A 4,412-nucleotide genomic window follows, 5' to 3' on the forward strand; every position below is an offset into this window, starting at 1 on the left:
GAATCTTACAACTTCTTTTAGAAGAAAGGAGCTGGAGTTAGAAGAATAGGGAAAAAAAAGATAATGGTAAAATAGAGAAAAAAAAGCAAAAAGAGAAACCTCAATCACTATAAAGTACGGATTAAGAAAAACTCTTTTCATCTTTCAAGGATCATAACTTCCATTGGGGCACACATTATTAGGGTTATAATTATCATGCTCACTACATGCCTTTACAGTGCTGTAGCAGTATTCCGCTTCGTACCTATCCGGGTCTGGCGCCTTGCAGAAGCCACTTAGGACCGCCATAGTGCCCTCTGCATTGTAAGGAGATGGATCGTTCCTATAAACTATGAGGCGTGAAGCATGCGAACCGTGAGGTACGGCCATATGACAGGTCACACAGGGAACGCCCCAATACTGAATCCCGTTAAAAGTGTACGTGTGTCTGTTGTGATGGCTATCATTGTGAACTTTGTTAAAAAATTTGTTACCATTATAAAGCATGTGACACTTAGCGCAAAGAAGATTCTGTTGCCAATTGCAATTTCCACTCTTTATATCTCCCAGGGTCCAGTACTTTCCGTCACAACTGCCACTGGTTTTGGGTTTTTTGGGCCAGGTGCGGCCGTCCACCAGCATAAACTTGGCGTCCGAGCCGTGGGGGCCTTTGATTTCGGTGGCCGCATCCTCCCCGTGACAGTCGCTACAGTACATGGTCTGCTGCCCTACATGGGTATCCCAGGGGGGCTTTAAGCGTGAACCGTAGCTGCTGTTTATCAGGGCCTTGGGCGCATAACCCCCGGGGCGATTATCGGCCGCCACCGTAACCGGATGCCCGGAATAGTTATAGGGGGAGAATTCCAAGGCCTGATCGGTAAGCGATACCCCGCTCGGCCCGGTAATGTTGGTAACCCCGGTTCCGGTGTTTTCCGCTGAACCAAGCCCGTAATAAGAATGACACTTCAGGCAGAGCTGATATTCCCTCTCCGCCCCACCGGCGGGGTTGTTCTTGTCCGGGCGAAGCTCGGTAAAGGTGGTGGGAACGGTCCAATCCTGAGCCTGCCAGTTGGGCTCCACCCCGAAGGTCCCGCGGAGCACCCCGGAGACCCGGTTGTTTTCTAAAGTAGAGGTATAGTTTCCCGGAGGGCTCCCCATGGTATGGGTCTCCCTCTGTACCGCATGCGGATTGTGACAATCTACACACTCGGAGTGCCGGTAGGGGGGACGGAGATCGGCCTCCGTCTCCTTAAAGGCCGGTTTTTTGTGCAGACCGGAACGCTCCACCGGATGACGATAGGGCTTTTGAAAAAGGGCCTCGATGTCCTTGCTCAGGGGAGGCACATTGTGACTGTTCGTTCCGTGACAGTAAAAACAGACCTTTTCCTCGAACTCAAAAAGACCGTAGGAACTGGGAGCCCCTCCGGTTGGGGCAGGCTCGCTTCCCCCCACGCTAGCGTGCATCTCGTGACAGTGCAGACAGTTTCCCCGGGAAACATTATAGTTATTGTAAATGGAATCCCGGGCTACCCCGGAGGTGGAACTCCCGTGAATGGAAGAGGTATAGACCCCGGCATAAAGGACCGCCGGCACAACAAGAACCAGAAGGATCAATCCGAACTTCAAGCACCTCACCGTTAAAACTTCAGGTTGTTTTTCAGAAACTCCTCTACCCGCTTTAGTTCCCCGCGGGCTTCCTCCACCTTACCCTCCTCCAGGGCCTTGCGGGCGGCCTCCACCCCGCGGGCCACCTCCCGCACCCGGGCCTGAAGACTCTCCACGGCCCGATTTATGGCCTGGGGCAGGGTCTGAAAGGGATCGTCCTTGCGTAACCTGAACCGAAAGGTAAGATCCCCCTCCTGAAGATGCCCCACAAAATCCCGCTCCAGACGATATACCGGCCCCGCGATCTTCTGCGGGAAAAAAATCAGAAGAAGAAGGCTCCCCAGAAAGCCCGCTATTCCCGCAGCTACCATTACCGGCACCAGCAGATCACTTACCCTCCGGATGGTGATATGGGCCTGCCAGTAAGTCTCTCCCAGCTCCCGGTGACTGAAAAAATAAAGGATAATAAAACCGATAATCATACCTATGATCATGGAAAATACGGTACGCTTCAGGATCCACACCTGGAGATCCCTTTTGATCCTCAGGTTGAGCCGTTTGCGTCTTTCCATGCCCGTACGTCCCATCTCTTCCCTCCTAGAAATATCGCGGCAGGTGACAGGAAAGACAGAGCTCCTTGCCCTGCTTCCTCAAAAGATAAGGCCTGTTTGAGGTATGAGGCTCATGACAGGAAGCACAAGCCACCTTTCCTCCGAAAAGCGGAAGTCCCGGTTTCTGCCGCACCTTTCCATCCCCGGGATTATAAACCACATCCACCGGATGCGAAGCCCCCAACGAATGCTTGGTATGACATCGATAACAGGCATCCGTGGCCACCTCCGCCGGAGGCCTGAGTTCCCGATGGGCTTCGTCTCGAATCTTTCGTTTCACCTCCGCGGGCTTCACCGGAAGATACCCCACCCGAAAAACCACCCGCGCCGGAGCCTGAAGATACAAATAACGCACCCCTTCTACCTCTCTGATCTCGGCCTCCAGCTGGTCTCCGGCTGCAGCCCGGGGAAATTTCACCGTCTCCACCAGATGGGTATCAAAACTTATCTCCTTTTCCGCCTCCCCATCCCCCAAAAATTGGGCCCTTACCCGACAGCGATAGGTCCCCGGACGCAGACCATCGATCCAGACCCGCTGAAGGGTGCCGTAACCCTCGGCAAAACTCCTTACCCCCTTTCCGCATTCCACCTCGGCCTCAAAGGGCCACCCGGCCTCCATACATAACTCCACACTTATAGTTACTCCCTGCACCTCGTCACAGGGATAAATCCTTTTCAGGACAAACTTCTCCCTCTCCGGAGCTCCTACCTTGGAAACCAGATCCGGGGAAAGGAGTTTCTGAAATTCAGGCTCCCGACTCGTTACCACCAGGGGAAGACGGGCCATCCGCCCCGGCAGAGGAAGGTAGTATTCTCCCGCAACTATCTCCACCTCGCGCCACCATTTCACTCCTTCACTAGGGATCCCCGGGCGGGTAGATCCTATCTCCACCCGAAGATGACATTCGTCGCATCTCCGGCTCAAATAGGGCGGATGCGCATAGGCCTTGATCTCCAGATGATGACATTTTACGCAATCCTGCCCCGCTCCCCGGGCCCAACCCGGAACCACCAAAACCGCTACCAGACTAAGGAAGACTGACCACCATCTCAAAGGGCTTACCCCCTACCTGGATGTTCCCCATTATTTTCTCCCGGTTAAAATCCACCACCGCCACCCCGCCGGCCTCTCGCAGAGCCACATAGAGCCAGCGACGTGGCGAATAATACACCATGGAAAAAGCCCCCCTTCCCGGCCGCAGCCTGCGGGAAACGGTCTGATGCCCGGAGAGAAGTACTGCCAGCTCTCCCTCCTCACAACTCACAAAGACACGATCGTCCACCCCCAGCACCCGCACCGGACGCTGACAAACCGAAACCCGACCCGCCGGCTCCAGACCGGGAAGACGATAAAGCTGCACCCCTCCCTCCTCGTCGGCTACATAGAGAAAATCATCATCCACCGCCAGCCCCCGCGGAGTGAAGCCGGCGGAGATCCTCCCCACCGTCTGGAGATCCGCATCCAGAAAATAAACCGTACCGTCAGGGGGCGAGGAAACCGCAAACCTCGAAAGACTCTCTATGTAGGCAACCTCTCCGGGCTGGTAGGAAAGACGGCGATAACGCACCAGATTTCCCTGCCGGAGATCCAGCAGGGCCACCATCCGATCGTCCGGGGAACTCAGAAGGGCCTTACCCTCCGGCCCCAAAGCCATGTAACGCGGGGAATTAAGCAGAGGGACCGGAATAACATCCTCCACCCGATAGGAACCGGTCCCCACCTCGACGATGGTTTTGTCGCCCTCACAGACCACATAAAACTTCCTTTCTCCGGGCTCCGAAACCATTCCCTTGGGTTCCCGACAGACCCCCAGGCTATAGACCACCTGATTCAGATCGGTAGTAATTACCCACAGGGTATCGGTATCCTCCGTATCTACAAAAAGATTCTCTCCCGGAAGGGGGGGTTCCTGCACCTTGAGGGAAAAGCGAGGCACAAACCCCGCCTCCCCTAAAGAATCCGCCACGTCCCACATCAAAAATAAACTTACCGTCTCCCCCTTGTGGACCTCAAGACGCAGGGGGAAAACCCTCTCCTTCTGCACCGGAGACAGATTCTTCCCTCGGGCCCGGGCCTTTCCGAAAAGCACCCGCAAGGCTCCATAACGTCCCGGCGCCACCTTGCCGAAGGCAAGAAGGGTCTGCCCGAAGGAAACCCCGGAACGGATCCGGTCACCCATCAAGGGGATTTCCTCCTCCCCACCCTCCCCCTTCAGC

The 4,412-nt window shown here is 55.2% G+C and carries 4 protein-coding genes; all 4 read right to left on the reverse strand.

Annotated elements, in window-relative coordinates; genetic code table 11:
* Nucleotides 1-144: 144 nt before the first annotated feature.
* On the reverse strand, nt 145-1,614 hold the full coding sequence (locus tag F8J34_RS09225) for a hypothetical protein (RefSeq protein WP_297058704.1): 1,470 nt from the start codon (nt 1,612-1,614) through the stop codon (nt 145-147).
* A gap of 2 nt (nt 1,615-1,616) precedes the next feature.
* Nucleotides 1,617-2,171, reverse strand: a complete 555-nt coding sequence (locus F8J34_RS09230) for a methyl-accepting chemotaxis protein (protein WP_297058707.1) — start codon at nt 2,169-2,171, stop codon at nt 1,617-1,619.
* Nucleotides 2,172-2,181: 10 nt separating this feature from the next.
* Nucleotides 2,182-3,249: a cytochrome c3 family protein gene (locus F8J34_RS09235; RefSeq protein ID WP_297058710.1), complete on the reverse strand. Its 1,068-nt coding sequence runs from the start codon at nt 3,247-3,249 to the stop codon at nt 2,182-2,184.
* Nucleotides 3,224-4,412 (reverse strand): YncE family protein (locus F8J34_RS09240; protein WP_297058712.1); only part of this gene is annotated, 1,189 nt, incomplete at its 5' end. The genes F8J34_RS09235 and F8J34_RS09240, both read right to left, overlap by 26 nt.

Source organism: Thermosulfurimonas sp. (assembly GCF_015491435.1).
GTDB lineage: Bacteria > Desulfobacterota > Thermodesulfobacteria > Thermodesulfobacteriales > Thermodesulfobacteriaceae > Thermosulfurimonas_A.

Excerpts from the sequence above, each read along its gene's own strand:
- F8J34_RS09230 (WP_297058707.1), bottom strand. The coding sequence starts at position 2,171 with ATGGGACGTACGGGCATGGAAAGACGCAAACGGCTCAACCTGAGGATC.